The sequence below is a fragment of the Asanoa sp. NPDC049573 genome (genome assembly GCF_040676615.1).
Taxonomy (GTDB): domain Bacteria; phylum Actinomycetota; class Actinomycetes; order Mycobacteriales; family Micromonosporaceae; genus Asanoa.
On sequence record NZ_JBFAPI010000013.1, the window covers coordinates 206329 to 220481 of the forward strand.

General features: G+C 71.0%; 21 protein-coding genes. 2 read left to right on the forward strand and 19 right to left on the reverse strand.

All coding sequences use genetic code 11. From position 1 onward, the window contains the following. Nucleotides 1-112 precede the first annotated feature (112 nt). Entirely contained in the window at nucleotides 113-706 is a 594-nt protein-coding gene (locus AB0J74_RS26980; protein WP_363452661.1) for a TetR family transcriptional regulator, read from the forward strand. 3 nt (nucleotides 707-709) lie between these two features. Here the strand turns inward: AB0J74_RS26980 and AB0J74_RS26985 are convergent, their stop codons facing one another. From AB0J74_RS26985 to AB0J74_RS27050, 14 genes are all read right to left on the reverse strand, one after another. Next, nucleotides 710-904: a DUF4926 domain-containing protein gene (locus tag AB0J74_RS26985; protein WP_363452663.1), complete on the reverse strand. Its 195-nt coding sequence runs from the start codon at nucleotides 902-904 to the stop codon at nucleotides 710-712. Then, nucleotides 901-1332, reverse strand: coding sequence for a DUF6883 domain-containing protein (locus AB0J74_RS26990; protein ID WP_363452665.1), 432 nt, complete (start codon nucleotides 1330-1332; stop codon nucleotides 901-903). The genes AB0J74_RS26985 and AB0J74_RS26990 overlap by 4 nt, the downstream gene beginning before the upstream one ends. A gap of 130 nt (nucleotides 1333-1462) precedes the next feature. After that, complete coding sequence (locus AB0J74_RS26995) at nucleotides 1463-2437, reverse strand: hypothetical protein (protein WP_363452667.1); 975 nt, start codon at nucleotides 2435-2437, stop codon at nucleotides 1463-1465. Nucleotides 2438-2459: 22 nt separating this feature from the next. Further along, nucleotides 2460-3062 carry a hypothetical protein gene (locus AB0J74_RS27000; RefSeq protein WP_363452669.1) on the reverse strand — a complete coding sequence of 201 codons (603 nt, stop codon included), beginning with the start codon at nucleotides 3060-3062 and terminating at the stop codon, nucleotides 2460-2462. 55 nt (nucleotides 3063-3117) lie between these two features. Continuing rightward, on the reverse strand, nucleotides 3118-3720 hold the full coding sequence (locus AB0J74_RS27005; RefSeq protein ID WP_363452671.1) for a hypothetical protein: 603 nt from the start codon (nucleotides 3718-3720) through the stop codon (nucleotides 3118-3120). Next, nucleotides 3717-4025, reverse strand: a complete 309-nt coding sequence (locus AB0J74_RS27010) for a sigma factor-like helix-turn-helix DNA-binding protein (RefSeq protein ID WP_363452673.1) — start codon at nucleotides 4023-4025, stop codon at nucleotides 3717-3719. The genes AB0J74_RS27005 and AB0J74_RS27010 overlap by 4 nt, the downstream gene beginning before the upstream one ends. After that, nucleotides 4019-4321: an Ada metal-binding domain-containing protein gene (locus AB0J74_RS27015; protein WP_363452675.1), complete on the reverse strand. Its 303-nt coding sequence runs from the start codon at nucleotides 4319-4321 to the stop codon at nucleotides 4019-4021. The genes AB0J74_RS27010 and AB0J74_RS27015 overlap by 7 nt, the downstream gene beginning before the upstream one ends. Beyond that, nucleotides 4318-5034, reverse strand: a complete 717-nt coding sequence (locus tag AB0J74_RS27020; RefSeq protein ID WP_363452677.1) for a 2OG-Fe(II) oxygenase — start codon at nucleotides 5032-5034, stop codon at nucleotides 4318-4320. Before AB0J74_RS27020 ends, AB0J74_RS27015 begins: the two co-directional genes overlap by 4 nt. Next, nucleotides 5031-5633, reverse strand: a complete 603-nt coding sequence (locus AB0J74_RS27025) for a methylated-DNA--[protein]-cysteine S-methyltransferase (RefSeq protein ID WP_363452679.1) — start codon at nucleotides 5631-5633, stop codon at nucleotides 5031-5033. Before AB0J74_RS27025 ends, AB0J74_RS27020 begins: the two co-directional genes overlap by 4 nt. Further along, nucleotides 5630-6121 carry a sigma-70 family RNA polymerase sigma factor gene (locus tag AB0J74_RS27030; protein WP_363452681.1) on the reverse strand — a complete coding sequence of 164 codons (492 nt, stop codon included), beginning with the start codon at nucleotides 6119-6121 and terminating at the stop codon, nucleotides 5630-5632. Before AB0J74_RS27030 ends, AB0J74_RS27025 begins: the two co-directional genes overlap by 4 nt. A 49-nt stretch (nucleotides 6122-6170) precedes the next feature. Continuing rightward, on the reverse strand, nucleotides 6171-6677 hold the full coding sequence (locus AB0J74_RS27035) for a methylated-DNA--[protein]-cysteine S-methyltransferase (RefSeq protein ID WP_363452683.1): 507 nt from the start codon (nucleotides 6675-6677) through the stop codon (nucleotides 6171-6173). Between the two features lie 74 nt (nucleotides 6678-6751). Beyond that, nucleotides 6752-7258: a DUF2716 domain-containing protein gene (locus AB0J74_RS27040; protein WP_363452685.1), complete on the reverse strand. Its 507-nt coding sequence runs from the start codon at nucleotides 7256-7258 to the stop codon at nucleotides 6752-6754. A gap of 9 nt (nucleotides 7259-7267) precedes the next feature. Continuing rightward, complete coding sequence (gene sigJ, locus AB0J74_RS27045) at nucleotides 7268-8158, reverse strand: RNA polymerase sigma factor SigJ (protein ID WP_363452687.1); 891 nt, start codon at nucleotides 8156-8158, stop codon at nucleotides 7268-7270. A gap of 3 nt (nucleotides 8159-8161) precedes the next feature. Continuing rightward, nucleotides 8162-8461: a hypothetical protein gene (locus AB0J74_RS27050; protein WP_363452688.1), complete on the reverse strand. Its 300-nt coding sequence runs from the start codon at nucleotides 8459-8461 to the stop codon at nucleotides 8162-8164. 163 nt (nucleotides 8462-8624) lie between these two features. On the opposite strand from AB0J74_RS27050, the gene AB0J74_RS27055 reads away from it, so the two are divergent. Continuing rightward, nucleotides 8625-8849, forward strand: a complete 225-nt coding sequence (locus AB0J74_RS27055) for a hypothetical protein (protein ID WP_363452690.1) — start codon at nucleotides 8625-8627, stop codon at nucleotides 8847-8849. Here the strand turns inward: AB0J74_RS27055 and AB0J74_RS27060 are convergent. The 5 genes from AB0J74_RS27060 to AB0J74_RS27080 all read right to left on the reverse strand — a co-directional run. Beyond that, on the reverse strand, nucleotides 8846-10198 hold the full coding sequence (locus AB0J74_RS27060) for an Nramp family divalent metal transporter (RefSeq protein ID WP_363452692.1): 1353 nt from the start codon (nucleotides 10196-10198) through the stop codon (nucleotides 8846-8848). The two genes, AB0J74_RS27055 and AB0J74_RS27060, sit on opposite strands and share 4 nt — an antisense overlap. A gap of 9 nt (nucleotides 10199-10207) precedes the next feature. Further along, nucleotides 10208-11899, reverse strand: coding sequence for a chaperonin GroEL (groL, locus tag AB0J74_RS27065; RefSeq protein ID WP_363452694.1), 1692 nt, complete (start codon nucleotides 11897-11899; stop codon nucleotides 10208-10210). 12 nt (nucleotides 11900-11911) lie between these two features. Beyond that, nucleotides 11912-12937 (reverse strand): NAD(P)-dependent alcohol dehydrogenase, encoded by a 1026-nt coding sequence (locus tag AB0J74_RS27070; protein WP_363452696.1) that lies wholly within the window; start codon nucleotides 12935-12937, stop codon nucleotides 11912-11914. Next, nucleotides 12934-13641 (reverse strand): iron-sulfur cluster assembly protein, encoded by a 708-nt coding sequence (locus AB0J74_RS27075; RefSeq protein ID WP_363452698.1) that lies wholly within the window; start codon nucleotides 13639-13641, stop codon nucleotides 12934-12936. Before AB0J74_RS27075 ends, AB0J74_RS27070 begins: the two co-directional genes overlap by 4 nt. Continuing rightward, a partial coding sequence (locus tag AB0J74_RS27080) for an amidohydrolase family protein (RefSeq protein ID WP_363452700.1) occupies nucleotides 13638-14153 on the reverse strand: 516 nt, incomplete at its 5' end. The genes AB0J74_RS27075 and AB0J74_RS27080, both read right to left, overlap by 4 nt.

The following is a 14153-nucleotide window of genomic DNA, read 5'->3' on the forward strand; positions in this document are numbered from 1 at the left end:
CGGGCCGCCAGACGAACGCGAGCGCAGCGCGCGTCCAGCTTGCCATCAGATTTCTCGATGCGCAAAGTTGCCCATTGAGCAATGCTTCCCTGGGCGCGATATCGTCCTAAGCGTGGAGACGGCGACGGCGGAGGCGCAGACCCTTCGCGAGCGCAAGAAGGCGGCGACCGCCGACGCTCTCCATCGCGCGGCGATGGAGTTGGCGATCGAGCGGGGCCTCCCCGAGGTGACGGTCGAGGCGATCGTCGACGCGGCCGAGGTGTCGCGCCGCACGTTCTCGAACTACTTCGCCAACAAGGAGGACGCCCTCCTGCACGGCGAGCGCGAACGCCTGGACCGCATACTGCAGGCGCTCCGCGCCCGCCCGGCGGCCGAGCCGGCCTGGGCCGCGATCCGCGCCAGCACCCGGGCCCTGTTCGACGAGGAGGGCGAGCCCGACCCGGAGTGGGTGGCCCAGAGCCGCCTGATCCGCCGGCACCCGTCGCTGATCGGCGAGCAGTTGGCCCGCCACGCGGCGTTCGAGAACGACATCGCCGAAGAGCTCACCCGCCGCGTCGGCGACCCGATGCGCGCCCGCCTGCTGGCGGCGGCCTTCACGGCCAGCGTCCGCCTGGGCGCCGACGTCTGGCTGGAACGCCGCGGCGAAGCCACGCTGACCGACGAGATCGACCGCATCCTGGCCGCCATGGGCGAACGCTTCGACTGACGGTCAGCGTTCGACGTCTCCCGGGCGGACGGTCAACAGCGCGACGGTTTCCCCCGTCGCCGGGTCCGACACTTCGACCTCGAACTCCCCGTCGGCAAACTTCTCGACGACGTAGCCGCGCATGCCGGCGACGACGCCGTCACCCTCGAACCGGGACGTGACGATGCGCACCTGGTCGTAAAGCTGGATCTCGGTCATCTGGCGAACCCCGTGAACGGCGTGTTGAGCGTGATGGATCCATCCGGCCGAATCATCCAACCAGTCTTGACGGTCGTCGAGCGCCCGGCGGCGTCGCCGCGCCCCACGAGGTCGACCGGAATCGTGATCCGTTGGCCGTGGTGGTCAGCGCGACCCAGCGTGAAATCGCCAGCCGCGTAGCGGGCGTTGCCTTGCCGGGTGAACTCGGCGGCCAACTGCTCGCTGTGCTCGCGGTCGTAACCGTACGACCGGAACACCTTGTCCTTTCCATGCGCGGCACCGGGTTTGAAGACGTAGTCACTGAACTTCCGGACGGTTTCCGGCGAAGCGACAGCCACTCGGGTCGGCCGCGGTGACCCAGCGGCCCGCGGCCGGTGCCGTCGACGCTTCTGGGCCTTCCGCAGATAACGAAGCGCCGCCCGGATCAAACGGCCGCCGCCATCGCCCCGCCGACCAGCCATGGCAGATCTCCACCGACCCTTCGCCGCACCGTGTCGGGAATTCTCTGCGCTCCGCTCGCGGCGGAAGCGGACCCGACGTGCGCGAGGGCGGGTCGAATCAGCCGGGTTGGTTGGGCTGTTCGATGATGTTTGGTGAGGTGGCCTGCCAGGCCGCGGCGTCGAGGATCTGGGAGCGGGTCGTGAGGCGGCGCAGGGCCTCGATTGTCGGGTCGCGCAGTTCCGGGCCGCTGTATCCGATGTAGAACACCACGCCCGGTTCTAATTCCCAGGCCACCGTGGCGTTGCCGCCGCCTACCCGCGACAGCACGGCTGGATGGCCGTCGACGGGGCCCATCTCGGCGACGTCCCCGGCGAACAGGCGGTCTTCGAAGCCGCCGCCGCTGGTCACCGCGCTGTAGACCAAGGCGCCGCTGAGCACCTCGCGTTCGCCCACCGCCTCGGCGTCGTAGCGCCGTTCGCGCAGGCTCGGTGGCCGGTACGGTCCGCTGGCCACCACCCGCAACCCGGGCGGCGGCGAGACGGTCGGGCGGTCGTCGACCACCGTGGTTCCAGCGGCGACCGCCAGCAGGTCGGCCTGGCTCAGGTCGCCGCGCACCCGCGCGTGCGCGCCGGCGACCGGCCAGGTGATCAGCCGATCCGCCGCCGTGCCGCGCACCCGGCCGACCATGACGGCGCGCCCGGGCGCCGGCGGATCCACCGGGAACGTGACGACCGCGCCGCGGCGGCCCAGCGAGCCGTCCGGCCGGCGCAGGACCACCGTCCACGGTCCGTCGAGCGCGGTGCGGTCGCAGCTTTCCGAGGACGAGCCGCCGTCGGCCAGGCTGAGGCCGGCCACCGGCGCGGTGGGCGCCGGGCGTTGCCCGCCGCCGACGGGCGCGCAGGGCGGAACGGGCCTCGGGTCGGTGGTCGACGGGGAAGGCGCCGGTGCCGCCTGCCGATCGTCGTCGCCGCGGAAGGCCACGAACGCGACGAACGCGACGGCCGCGGCGACGACCACGACGAGCGCCGCCACGATCAGCCGCCGTGGTGGCCGGCGGGGGCCGTCGGAGCCGAAGCTGATCTCGTCGCCCATGGTGTCCATTGTGCGCGGTCGATCAGTCGGCCGGCCGGTCCTGCCGGGCGATCAGAAACGCCCCGAGGCCCGGCTCGGCCTCCTGGCGGCGGTAGAACTCCTTGGCCGACGTGCGCAACAACAGCAGCGACGCCACCGCGACGGTGAGGAGCTCGCCGGTGATCAGCAGGCTCCTGGTGTTCGCGTACCAGCCGGGCAGCAGCACCGACCAGGCCTGCGCGATCACCGGGCTGGAACCGTCGGGCGGGCTGAAGTTCTCCGGGCTGTTCGCCAGCCCGACGCCGAACACGAACGCGGCCAGCACCGCCCCCACCCAGACGGCCGCCCGGGCCGCGTTCGACCGGCGCCGCACCAGCACGGCCAGTACGGCGAAGACAACGATCGCGCCGGCCGCCACCGCGACGCTGTAGTTCAGGGCGCCCTTGGCCCGGTCGATCCAGTCCGGCGCGTCTTCGACCGCCAGCGCCGTCATCGCCTGCAGGAAGGTCGGCGCCGCGTCGTCGACCCGGCCGGCGGCGGCCCAGGTCGCGGCGACGTCGAGTGCGGCGACGACGGCCGTTCCGGTCAGGAGCAACGACGCGGCGGTGACCGACCGAGGTGGGCGGACATCGGAACTGATGGCCACGCTGACAACCCCTTCACCGATGATCAAGGAATCGGCAGCCTATACCCGGCGCGGGCTACCGGGTGGCCGGCGGGAACGAATCGACCACACACGTGGGGCCCGGAGCGGCGTAGAACGTTCTCGCGAACGTCATGCCCTCGAGCGGGATCAGCACGAGCACGGCGTCCTTGGGAATGCTGGCCCGCCCGATGCGCACCGGATTCTCGTTCGCCGGTGTGCGGATGGCCTCGCTGATGGGCCGCGCCGTGTCGAACTCGGCGTCCAGCAGCACGCCCCGATCGGCGACGGGACAGTCGTCCGGGGCGGATGGCTGGATGATGAAAACGCGTTCGTCGAGTTGACGCAGCGCGCGATTGGCCGCGCCCGGGTCCGCCACCCGGTTGACCGTCACGGTGATCGTGCCGTCCGGGCCGGTGGTCACCGCGTAGGCGGGCGTGCCGTTGGTCCGGATCGCGGTGGTCGCGGCGACCACGACGGCGACGGCCGCCACCGACGAGGCCAGCACCAGCCGCCGCCGTAGGCGGTTCCGGCGAGGGCGGGCGCGGTGCGCTTCGTCGGTCACGATTCTCGACACGAGGTCACCCCGTCGCTCGGGGATGTCGAGCTCCGGCGGCCGCGCGCGGGCAAGGAGATCAAGAACGTCGGTGTGTCGGCTCATCGGACAGACTCCTTCGGGACGAGCGTGGTGGGTGCGGGTCGGGTTGCGATCGGTTCGCCGCCGGAGGCCAGAGCACTCTCCAGGCGGCGCCGGGCGCGATGGATGCGGACGAAGTAGGTCGCCGTGGTGCAGCCCAGCACCTGGGCCGCCTGCGCCGGGCTCAACCCGAACCAGGCGACCAGGATCAACACCTCGCGGTCTCCTTCCGACAACCGGGACAGAGCCGCGAGTACGGCCACCCGCTCGGCGACGTCGTCGGCCACATCGGAGGTCAGCAACCCGTCGTCGCCGACCCAGGTCAGCATCTCGTGACCGTCGCGGCCCGGCGGCGATGCGCGCGCGCGACCAGGGCCCACGCCTCCCCCTGCCACGCCCGGTATCTCCCGGGCAGGCAGCGGGCGCACGGGCGGTAGCCGGCGGCGATCGCGGTGGCCTCGTCGGCGAAGAACACCCGGTGCCGCACGTAGTCGCCGCGGGCGATGGCCCGCAGGGCGGAGGGGCAGTCCAACCGCCCGTAGATTCTGCCAACCCGGTGGCCGCCCCAGAGTCCCTTGGTCGCAGAGAGGTAGGGACGGCCGTCGGCGTCGATCAGGGTCGTCACGCGGCGTCGTGGAAGACCAGGGCGAGGGTGTGCCGCTCGCCGGAGCGGATGGCCGAGACGCCGTGCCGCACGGGGGCGGCGGACCAGCCCCGCGCGGACCGGACCGGCCGGTCGCGGGTGGTGAACAGGTAGCCCTGCCCGTGCGGCAGCAGCGTCGCCGTGCCGCGGGACTGGGCCCGCGGCCGCTGTTCCAGCAGCAGGAACTCGCCGCCGGTGTGGTCGACGCCGGGCTCGTTGAGGTTGACGACGACCTGGAGCGGGAACACCAGGTCGCCGTAGAGGTCGCGATGGAGCGCGTTCCAGTCCTTTTCGCCGTACCTCAGAAGGATGGCCGTTGATTTGGTCTGGCCCGCGCCGTGGCACTGATCGAGCCACTCGTCGAGCGTGTCCGGCCAGGGTGCGGGCCGGCCGAGCTTGGACCACCAGTCGCGGGCGATCGGCAGCAGGCGCGGGTAGAGGGCCTGCTTGAGTCGTTCGATCGGCTCCGGGTAGGGCGCGTGGAAATACCGGTACTCCCCCTCGCCGAAGCGGTGCCGGCCCATGTCGACCGTGCTGCGGAAGAACTCGTCGCGTCGGTAGAGCCCGCGGATTTCGGACGTCTCGGCCGGGGTCAGCAGCGTGGGCAGCAGAGCGCCGCCGTATTCGTCGACCTCGGCGGTGATCGCCGCCCAGTCGCCGCCGTCGACGCGCTCGCGCCACGGGTCGGGGTTCATGCCGCGGCCTCCAGTTTCAACAGGGCGGTCTTGGCTGCCAGGCCGCCGATGTAGCCGCCGACGGTGCCGTCGGCGCGCAGGACGCGGTGGCAGGGAATGACCACGGGCAGCGGGTTGGTCGCGCACGCGGTGCCGACGGCGCGGACGGCCTTCGGGTTGCCGACGAGCTCGGCGACCTGCCGATAGGTGCGGGTCTGCCCGTAGCCGATCTCGGGCAGGTGGGTCTGCACGAGTTGGCGGAACCCGTGCGAGAGCGAAAGATCCAGGGCCAGATCGAAGGTGGTACGGCGCTTCGCGAAGTATTCGTCGAGCTCGCGTGCGGTGTCGTCCAGCCGCCGGGGGGCACGCAGGATCCGCGGGCTCAGCTTGCGGCCGAGCGTCTCGAGCACCTGGTCGTGGTCTTCGCTGGCGTACGCCACCCGCACCAGGCCCTTGGCGGTGGCCGCCAGCAGCAGCGCGCCGAGCGGCGAGTCGACGGTGGTGTAGGCGACGTCGACGAGCCCCGCCGTGTCGGCTTCCCGTTCCAGCCGCCGGTGCAGCCGATCGAGTGTGCCGGTGTCCACGGGCGCCGACAGCAGGGTGGTCAGATCGTCGTTCATCGCGGTGCTCCTTTCGCGTGTGCGCCCGGATAGCTCTTTCTGAGGTTCTTGATCCCGTCGGCGGCGGCCCGGCGTGCCGCGTCGGCGGTGCCGCCGAGAATCCCGGCGATCTCGGCGTGCGTCAGGCCGGCCACGTAGTGGTAGGCGACGGCCTGGCGTTGCTTGTCGGGAAGATGGCGTACGGCGGCCCAGAGGTCTGGATCGCCGGCGTCCGGCGTGCCCAGGCCGGTAGCGGAATCAGGAACCTCCTCGACCGGCAGGGGGCCGCGTTTGGCCGCGCGCAGCACGTCGATCGCCTTACGGTGCGCGATCGTCACCAGCCAGGCCTGCACGTTCGCGGTCTCGGGCAGGTCTGGGTAGGCCCGCAGCGCGGCCAGGAACGCCTCCGACCAGGCATCCTCGGCGTCATGCGGCCCGAGCAGGACGCGGCAGACGCGCAGCACCGTTGCGCCGTGCTGCGCGACCACCCTCTCGAACGGCAGTTTCATGCTCATCTCATTGAAGACGTCTGCGGCGCGGAAATCGTGAGATCCGGGATCAGAACAGTCGCCCGGCGCCGACCTCGGCCGGTTCTTCGAGCTCCAGCAGCGCCCGCTTGCGCTTCAGGCCGCCGGCATAGCCGGTCAGCGAACCGTCGGCACCGAGTACGCGGTGGCAGGGCACGAGAACGCACAGCGGATTCGCGCCGACGGCCTGACCGACGCGATACGCCAGGGCCCGGTCACCGAGCTCTTCGGCGATCCGCCCGTACGTCGTCGTCCCGCCGAACGGAACCTCGTCGACGATCTTCCACACCGCCTGCTGGAACGCGTCGCCGCCGGCCGCGAGCGGCAGGTCGAACTCGCGCCGCCCGCCGGCGAGATACTCGAGCAGTTGCCGGGCGGCCTCGTCGAGCAGTTCGTCCGTCGTCGCCTCGGGCCCGAACGTCTCCCGCGCCGGCCGGCGAACGTGCTGCCGGAAGTAGACCCCGGTAACAGCTGCGCCCCGCGCGACGATCGTGATCGGCCCGAGGTCGCTGTCGACCACGACGTGCCTTGTGTCCATCTCTGCGCTCCCCCTTCTCCTCTGCCTGGTAGACGTTCGCGGGGCAGCGGACGTGAGACTGTCGCGGGACATTTCTAACCGCGGCGCTGCCGGATGGGTTCGCCGAGAAGGTCGTGCAGATCCGCCTCGATCAGGCCGAGCAGATCGGCGCCGAACACGCACAGCGACAGCTCCCACGGGTGGCCGAAGGTGCCGAACCGGAAGTCGTCGGCCAGGTAGATGAAGTAGTCGCCGTCGGGATAGGGCGACAGCGGCCAGCCCGGCCTGCCCGGCGGTTCGAGGGTGTCGGGGCCGATGCGGTTCGGCCAGACCTCGTAGCAGGGATGCTGCCAGTCCAGCGCCAGGATCGGGCCGTCGCCGGCCAACGCCGCCAGACCGCCTTGGACGACCTCGACGAGCCGATCGAGCCGCACGTAGCCGGGGTCGTCGTCGAGCCGCCCGAGCGACCAGGTGGCCGACGGCGCCGGCTCCTTGATCCCCGGGAACCGGTTCATGCTGGGACGGAAGTCGAACTCGGCGTAGAAGCGGTCACACACGGCATCCCTGCCGTGGCTCAGTTCGCGGTAAGCCGTCGTCGCCATCCGCGGACACTATCCGCTCGCCGCGGCTCGGTGCGCGAGGACGGCGGCCGCGACCCGGTGGACCCGGTCGGGATCGCGAATGCCGTAAATCTCGACGATCCTGGTGTCCACGACCACGAAGGCCATTATCGAGAACGGGCGCCCGCTGAGCGTGACCACGGTGCCGACGGTCCCGTTGACCAGGGCCGGGTGAAGGCGCGCAGTGAGCGGCGCGCGGGCGAGTTCGGCCACACCCGGCACGCCGCGGACGACGCTGAGCCCGCGGCCGCCGACGTCGGCGCGGAGCACGACGTCGGGGGCGAGGACCTCGACGAGCGCGTCGAAGTTACCCGAACGGGCCGCCGCGAAGAAGGCGCCGACCACCTGTCGCTGACGCGCCAGATCCGGCGGCGGTGGCGGGATCCCGGCGCCGTCCACCCGGCGCCGGGCTCGGCTGGCGAGTTGCCGCGTGGCGGTAGGGCTGCGCCCCACGATGGTGGCGATCTCCTCGAAGGGGACCTCGAACATGTCGTGGAGCACGAACGCCAGCCGTTCGGTGGGCGTGAGCCGATCGAGCACGACGAGCAGGGCCAGGCCGACCGAGTCGGTCAGCATCGCCTTCTGTTCGGGGTCGAGGTCGCCGTCCGGAATGACGACCGGGTCGGGCAGCCGCAGCGCGGAGAGGTCTTCCCGGCGCCGTCGCCGCGAGCGCAGCACGTGCAGGCACTCGCGGGCGACGACGGTGGTCAGCCATCCGCCGAGGTTGTCGATCCGCTGCGGGTCGCGTCCGCTGAGCCGCATCCAGGTGTCCTGGACGGCGTCGTCGGCCTCGGCCAGCGAACCGAGCATCCGGTAGGCGACCGCCCGCAGCCGCGGGCGGTGTCGCTCGAAACGTTCGGCGAGCGCGATGCTGTCGTCCATCGCTCAGAAGAGCCGGTAGGTGCCGACGACGGTGAGGGGCTCCGACGCCGCCGGCTCCGCGAGCCAACTCCTCAGGTTCTCCTGGAACGCCCTCGCCTCCGGCAGCGCCGAGAGCGGGTTCGCGACGCCGTCCTGGAGTCCCAGGATGTTCAGGTAGGTCACGCCGTCGGAAAGCCGGCACGACGCGTAGCGGATGCCGTGCGGCTGCTCCCGCTCGAGCGCGGAAAACAGCGTGCGCCCCGCGGCTTCGATCTCGTCGATGCTGTCGTCCCTGACCCGGGCCCGCACCATGATCAGTCTCATCAGGAAACTCCTCCACCCTCGCCGCCGGACTTCGTGTCATCCAGATGAGCCCGCGCGACGTCGAGATGTGACAGCGCCCGGTCGGCTGGTCAACCTCGACAAAGCCGGTCGGCTGTCTCAGGATGAGACGGGAGACGACGCCGACAGGCGGTGTGATGCGGAGATGGAGCCCACGACGTTCGGGCAGGTCGCCGAGTTGGTGGCCGGCCTCGGCGCGCTCGGCGTCCTGACCGCCACGCTCAATCTCTTCGCCCTGCGGGTCGTGCGGATCGACGAGATACCGGGCTGTGTGCAGACCCGCATCCGGTGGTGGAGCGCGCACAACCCGGCGTTCCTGCTCGCCAGCGCGGCGGTGACCGCGGCCGGCCTGGTCATGATGGCCCTCTAGCCCAGAAACGTGTCCCAGAGCAGGAACAGGTTCAGGGCGATGATCAGAGCCGCGATCGTCCCCGCCACCGTGTTGGTCACCCGGTTGTTCACGAACGTGCCCATGATGTCGCGGCGGCGGGTCAGCATCAGCAGTGGCACCAGCGCGAACGGGATGCCGAAGGACAGCACCACCTGGGAGATCACCAGGCTGTCCGTCGCCGGGAGGCCCAGGCCGAGCACCACCAGGGCCGGGGCCATGGTCACCGCGCGGCGCACGAACAACGGGATCTGGCGGCGGATGAAACCCTGCATGACGACCTGACCGGCGTACGTGCCGACGCTCGACGACGACAGCCCGGAGGCCAGCAGCGCCACCGCGAAGGCCAGCGCCGCGCCGCCGCCGACCAACTCACCCAGGCCCGCGTGGGCCGCCTCGATCGAGTCGACGCCGGAGTGGCCGCGGCCGTTGAACAGCGACGCCGCGATCACCAGCATGGACAGGTTGATCAGGCCGGCGGCGCCGAGGCCGACCACCACGTCGAGGCGCTGGAAGCGGAGCAACTCGCGGCGTTCCGCGTCGTCGCGGCAGGCGACCCGCGACTTGGTCAGCGCCGAGTGCAGGTAGACCACGTGCGGCATGACCGTCGCGCCGATGATCCCGCAGACCAGCAGCAGGCTGTCGCCACCGGTCAGGTGCGGCACCAGGCCGGCCGCGAACGAAGCGGGGTGCGCGCCGACCACGATCAGGTCGTAGAGGAAGCCCAGGAAGACGATGCCGAGCAGGGCGACGATCGCCAACTCGAAGCGGCGGTAGCCCCGCTGCTCCAGCGCCAGGATCGCGAAGGCGACGACCGCGGTGATGAGGCCGGCGGCGAACAGCGGCACACCGAAGAGGAGATAGAGACCGACCGCGGCGCCGACGAACTCGGCCAGGTCGGTGGCCATCGCGATGATCTCGGCCTGCACCCACAGGCCGCGGGAGACCGGCCTGGGCAGGTGTTCGCGGCAGAGTTCGGGCAGGTCGCGGCCGGTGGCCACGCCGGCCTTGGCCGACAGGTACTGCACCAGCATCGCCATCAGGTTGGCGACCACGATGACCCAGACCAGGGTGTAGCCGAACGTCGCTCCGGCGGTGAAGTTGGTCGCGAAGTTGCCCGGGTCGACGTACGCGACGGCGGCGACGAACGCCGGGCCGAACAGCGCGATCACACCCCGCAGCCGGCCCCGCGACCGCAACTGGCGCAGCGCCGACTCCGCGTCGGGAACAGGAGAGACGGAAGGCACGGCGGTCGTCGCGGGAGCCGGGGCGACCGGGGCGACCGGGGCGACGGTGGGGGGAGCCACACCGTCGCCCTTGACCGGTCCCATAGGAAGGACCTAGCCGACCGACGGGCCGAGGCCCAGCGACTGCGGCGTGCTCGAGTCCGGTGACGGTTGCCGCAACCCTTCGTCAAGGGGGCCGAACTCGGTCATCAGCGCCGCGCTGCCGCCCCACGGCGTCTGCTCCTCGGCGACGAGGGTGTTCGTGGTCAGCAGCAGCCCGGCGACGGACGCGCCGTTCTGCAGCGCCGACCGGGCCACCCGCAGCGGGTCGACGATGCCCATCTCGACCATGTTGCCGAACCGGCCCTCGAGCGCGTCGAACCCGTCGTCCGGGCCGAGTTGCGAGATCCGGGCGACGACCTCCTGGCCGGAGTAGCCGGCGTTGGCCGCGATCAGGAACGCCGGCTCGGTCAGCGCCCGCCGCACGATCTCGACACCGGTCGCGTAGTCGTCCTTGACGTCGAGGTCGTCGAGCGCGCCCTCGGCGTGCAGCAGCGCGGCGCCGCCACCCGCGACGATGCCCTCGGCCATCGCGGCCCGGGTCGCCGACAGCGCGTCCTCCACCCGGTGCTGGAGTTCCTTGAGCTCGGCATTGGTCGGCGCGCCGACTTTGATCACGGCGACCTTGCCGGACAGTGCCCCGATCCGCTCGGTCAGCACGTCCTCGTCAGCGCCGAACGTCGCCCGCTCGAGTTCTGCCCGCATCTGGGTCAGCCGGAACTCGACCGCCTCCGACGAGCCGCCGCCGTCGACGATCGCCGTGCGCTCGGCGTTCACCCGGACCTGCGCGGCCCGGCCGAGCTGGTCGATCGTCATCGTCTCCAGCGTGAACCCGGAATGCCGGCTGTAGACCGCGCCGCCGGTGATGGCCGCGATGTCTTCGAGCTTGTGCAGGCGGCGGTCGCCGAAACCGGGCGCCCGCACGGCGACGCACTGGAACACGCCGTTGACGTGGTTGTGCGCCAGCATGGACAGGGCCGTGCCCTCGACGTTCTCCGCGACGATGACCAGCGGCCTCGGCGCCCGCATGATCTTGTCGAGGATCGGCATCAGCTGCTGGACCTTGGTGATTTTCTCACTGCACAGCAGGATATATGGGTCGTTGACGATCGCCTCCAGACTCGCCGGGTTAGTCACCATATAGGGCGAAATGTAGCCGTTGTCGAACTCGAAACCCTCGACGAAGTCGACGCTCATGCCGTGCCGCGGCGCCTCCTCCACGGTGACGATGCCGCCGTCGCCGACGGTGTGCAGCGCGGCCGCGATGACCGAGCCGACCGCGTCGTCGTCGTTGGCGGAGATGGCCGCGACCCTGGCCAGCTCCTCCTGTGTGGAGACCGGCCGGCTGACGCCGCGCAGGTGCTCGACGAGCCGCTCCACGGCCAGATCGACACCCCGCTTCACGAGTACGGGGTTCGCGCCCGCCCCGATCGCCGTCATGCCCTCGTGCACGATCGCCTGGGCCAACACCGTGGCGGTGGTCGTACCGTCGCCGACGATGTCATTGGTCTTGATCGCGGCTTCCTTGACCAGTTGCGCGCCCATGTTCTCGAACTGGTCCTTGAGGTGGATCTCCCGCGCGATGGTCACGCCGTCGTTGGTGACGACCGGGGAACCGGTGATCTTCTCCAGGATCACGTTGCGGCCCTTGGGGCCCAGCGTCGACTTGACCGCCTCGGCCAACTTGTCGACGCCGTTCAGCAGGAGGGTGCGCGCGTCAGCGCCGAAGCGCAGTTCCTTGGCCATCGGGGATCTCCTTCACGGCACGAGAATGGCGCGGCCGCGGACCCGGCCGGCGTCGAGGTCCTGGATCGCGTCGACCGCGGCGTCCAGCGGGTAGGTGCGGGTGTGCAGGGTGACGCGGCCGGCCTGGGCGAGCACCATCAGTTCGGCGAGGTCGTTGTAGGTGCCGACGATGTTGCCGACGATGTTGCGTTCGGTGGAGATGATGTCGAGGGTCGGGATGTGGACGGTGCCGCCGTACCCGATGACGAAGTAGGAACCGGCCCGCGCGGTCATCGCGAACGCGTCGGCCTCGGCGCCCTGCTCGGCGACGAAGTCGAGAACCACGTCGGCGCCGCGGCCGCCGGTCAGGTCCTGCACGGCCTGCACGTGCGAGCCGCCCGCGACGACGGTCTCGTGTGCGCCGATCTGTTCGGCGAGCTTGAGCGCGTCGGGGTTGCGGTCGACGACGATGATCTTGGTAGCGGTCAGGGCCGCGAGGCATTGGATGCCGATGTGGCCGAGCCCGCCGGCGCCGATGACCGCGGCCGTCGTGCCCGGGTAGAGCAGCGGCACCGCTTTGCGGACGGCGTGGTAGGCGGTGATGCCGGCATCGGCGAGGGCGGCGACGTCCTGCGGCCGCGTGGCCGGGTCGAGCTTCACGCAGGCGCGCTCGGAGGTGAGTAGAAGTTCGGCCATCCCACCGTCGCCGGAGAGGCCGGGGAAGGAGCTGTTGACGCAGTGCATGTCGTCGCCGGCCCGGCAGGCCCGGCACAGGCCGCAGGTCGGCGTCGGGTGCAGGATCACGGTGTCGCCGACGGCGACGCTGGAGACCGCCGAGCCGACCTCGTGCACCCACCCGGCGTTCTCGTGGCCGAGCGTGTAGGGCAGCGCGACGCCCATCGCCGCCGACCACTGCTCTTCGATGATGTGCAGGTCGGTCCGGCAGACGCCGGCGCCGCCGATCCGCACGAGCACGTCGAACGGGCCCTTGACGGTCGGTTCCGGGACGTCCTCGACCACCGGGAACTGGTGGTACGCGTGCAGCCGTACGGCTTTCATGTCTCCTCCACTCCGTAGCGGTGCCGCAGCATCCCGCGGCAGATGCCGGTGTTGGCGTCGAGGCTGGTGCGGGTCAGCCGGGCCTTGCGCAGGTGCAGCGGCACCGCCGCGTCGCCGACCGCCGCTCCGGAGGCCGGGTCGACGAGCAGCGGTGCCGCGTCGCCGGCGGGCAGGCCGAGCTCGGCGCGCCGCCGGCGCAGCCGGTGCAGGGCCGGCGACCGCGGCACCTCGCCCAGCGTCAGCGCCGCCAGGTCGGCGGGCGTCCTCCCCGCGTCGACAAGTGGCCGGCACACCAGATCGGTGCCGGCCAGGACGGCTTTGCGCAGGAAGTTGACCCGCAGCGAGTCGAGCTCGTCGACCGCCTCCCCGGTGAAGGAGGCGACGAAGCCCGCACGCGCCGCCACCCCCTCATTGATCGCACCGGCCGCGAAGTGGTCGTCGAGCACCACCTCCACCCGGCGCACTCCGACCACGGCGGACACCGCGTCGTAGGCGTCGGCCACCATCAGGTAGGCGAAGTTCGGCGCGCAGAAATACGTGGGCAGGCGCAGGTGCACGGCCGCGTCGCCGTCCGGGGACAGCGACGCGGACGCGACGAACCCGAGCACGGTGATCGGCTCATCGAGCTCAGGGTCGCGCACCCCCTCGAGGGCGTCGAGGAGGCTGCGCGACCCTGAGCCGGCCATGGCCGCGTGGCCATTCATGCCAACGATGCCGCGGGCGAGTCCGGCGAGACGCCGACCGAGTCGTCACGGGCGCCGGGCGTGCCGGCGTCGGACGGCAGCTGGAACTCCGCCGGCACCTCGATGCCGTAGAGCTTCGCGGCGTTGAGCCCGAGGATCTTCTTCTTGGTCGCGGTGGTGACCCGCGGGTAGTCGGAGAACTCGTCGCTCGGGTAGTCCCAGTCGACGAACCCCTCGATCTGCCACTTCGGCTCCCAGATGCCGTAGTCACTGCCGAAGGTCATCTTGTCCTCGCCGACCCAGAACAGCAGCTCGCCCATCACCTTCGCGAAAAACTTCGGCCGGGCGTGCATGAGACCGCCGATGACGACCGACAGGCCCGCGTACACGTTGGGCTCCTGGGTCGCCATGAAACAGAAGTCCTCGATCCGCGGCAGTCCCACGTGCTCGACGATGAAGTTCAGCTCCGGGAAGTCGGTCGCGGCATGGTCCACATCGGACACATCGAACGCGTCCTTGTCCAACGGCCAGAT

Excerpts from the sequence above, each read along its gene's own strand:
- AB0J74_RS26985 (WP_363452663.1), bottom strand. The coding sequence starts at position 904 with ATGACCGAGATCCAGCTTTACGACCAGGTGCGCATCGTCACGTCCCGG.
- AB0J74_RS26995 (WP_363452667.1), bottom strand. The coding sequence starts at position 2,437 with ATGGGCGACGAGATCAGCTTCGGCTCCGACGGCCCCCGCCGGCCACCA.
- AB0J74_RS27005 (WP_363452671.1), bottom strand. The coding sequence starts at position 3,720 with ATGAGCCGACACACCGACGTTCTTGATCTCCTTGCCCGCGCGCGGCCG.
- AB0J74_RS27010 (WP_363452673.1), bottom strand. The coding sequence starts at position 4,025 with ATGCTGACCTGGGTCGGCGACGACGGGTTGCTGACCTCCGATGTGGCC.
- AB0J74_RS27020 (WP_363452677.1), bottom strand. The coding sequence starts at position 5,034 with ATGAACCCCGACCCGTGGCGCGAGCGCGTCGACGGCGGCGACTGGGCG.
- AB0J74_RS27025 (WP_363452679.1), bottom strand. The coding sequence starts at position 5,633 with ATGAACGACGATCTGACCACCCTGCTGTCGGCGCCCGTGGACACCGGC.
- AB0J74_RS27030 (WP_363452681.1), bottom strand. The coding sequence starts at position 6,121 with ATGAAACTGCCGTTCGAGAGGGTGGTCGCGCAGCACGGCGCAACGGTG.
- AB0J74_RS27035 (WP_363452683.1), bottom strand. The coding sequence starts at position 6,677 with ATGGACACAAGGCACGTCGTGGTCGACAGCGACCTCGGGCCGATCACG.
- AB0J74_RS27040 (WP_363452685.1), bottom strand. The coding sequence starts at position 7,258 with ATGGCGACGACGGCTTACCGCGAACTGAGCCACGGCAGGGATGCCGTG.
- sigJ (WP_363452687.1), bottom strand. The coding sequence starts at position 8,158 with ATGGACGACAGCATCGCGCTCGCCGAACGTTTCGAGCGACACCGCCCG.
- AB0J74_RS27050 (WP_363452688.1), bottom strand. The coding sequence starts at position 8,461 with ATGAGACTGATCATGGTGCGGGCCCGGGTCAGGGACGACAGCATCGAC.
- AB0J74_RS27055 (WP_363452690.1), top strand. The coding sequence starts at position 8,625 with ATGGAGCCCACGACGTTCGGGCAGGTCGCCGAGTTGGTGGCCGGCCTC.
- AB0J74_RS27060 (WP_363452692.1), bottom strand. The coding sequence starts at position 10,198 with ATGGGACCGGTCAAGGGCGACGGTGTGGCTCCCCCCACCGTCGCCCCG.
- groL (WP_363452694.1), bottom strand. The coding sequence starts at position 11,899 with ATGGCCAAGGAACTGCGCTTCGGCGCTGACGCGCGCACCCTCCTGCTG.
- AB0J74_RS27070 (WP_363452696.1), bottom strand. The coding sequence starts at position 12,937 with ATGAAAGCCGTACGGCTGCACGCGTACCACCAGTTCCCGGTGGTCGAG.
- AB0J74_RS27075 (WP_363452698.1), bottom strand. The coding sequence starts at position 13,641 with ATGAATGGCCACGCGGCCATGGCCGGCTCAGGGTCGCGCAGCCTCCTC.